The sequence below is a fragment of the Methylocystis suflitae genome (assembly GCF_024448135.1).
Taxonomy (GTDB): domain Bacteria; phylum Pseudomonadota; class Alphaproteobacteria; order Rhizobiales; family Beijerinckiaceae; genus Methylocystis; species Methylocystis suflitae.
Map to the genome: position 1 here is coordinate 1 of NZ_JAMRYX010000141.1, position 566 is coordinate 566.

The window sequence follows — 566 nt, forward strand, 5'->3', positions numbered from 1 at the left end:
GCCGCCCCGCCGAGCGCCCGATCCTGGGGCGTGTAGCAGCCGGCAAGTGACATCACGGCGGCTGTGGCGAGCGCGGCGCGTGCAAAGAGATTCATCGCGGTTCCTCTGTTGTCCATGGACAAAACGAAAATTCCTCAAATGGACTAAAAGATGATTAACCGCTTCGCCGGACCTGCCGTCGCAAGTGCACGAAGGACAAGGACGACGGTTAGGCGTCCGCCCGAACTTCGGTCGGTTCCGATAGCGCCCGTTACAGAGCGGTTGGCGAACCCTGGTCCGCCGGCATCGGCTCGACGGGCGCGACAGGCGGAAGGGGCGCCGGCAGCGGCCCGTAAGTCGCGGCGGCGGCGAGCGCCTGGGCGGCCAGGTCGACGCAGCGCGCGAGCCACTCGACAATGGGCGTGGTTGTCGCGGGCCCGATCGTCGCCACGTCCACGATCTTTGTCAGCGCGTCGGCGAGGATCGCCAGTTGCGCTTGCTTGTCACTGTCTTTCATTTCCGGGCGATCTCCTGTCGCGCGAGCGCCGCTTTCAGGCGAGCGGCTCGAAATCGACGCTGAAACCGTT

1 protein-coding gene is annotated in these 566 nt (G+C 65.5%); it reads right to left on the reverse strand.

From position 1 onward, the window contains the following. Positions 1-250 precede the first annotated feature (250 nt). Positions 251-566, reverse strand: a 316-nt coding sequence (locus tag NEI07_RS10690) for a hypothetical protein (protein WP_256034474.1), incomplete at its 5' end; no start/stop codon positions are given.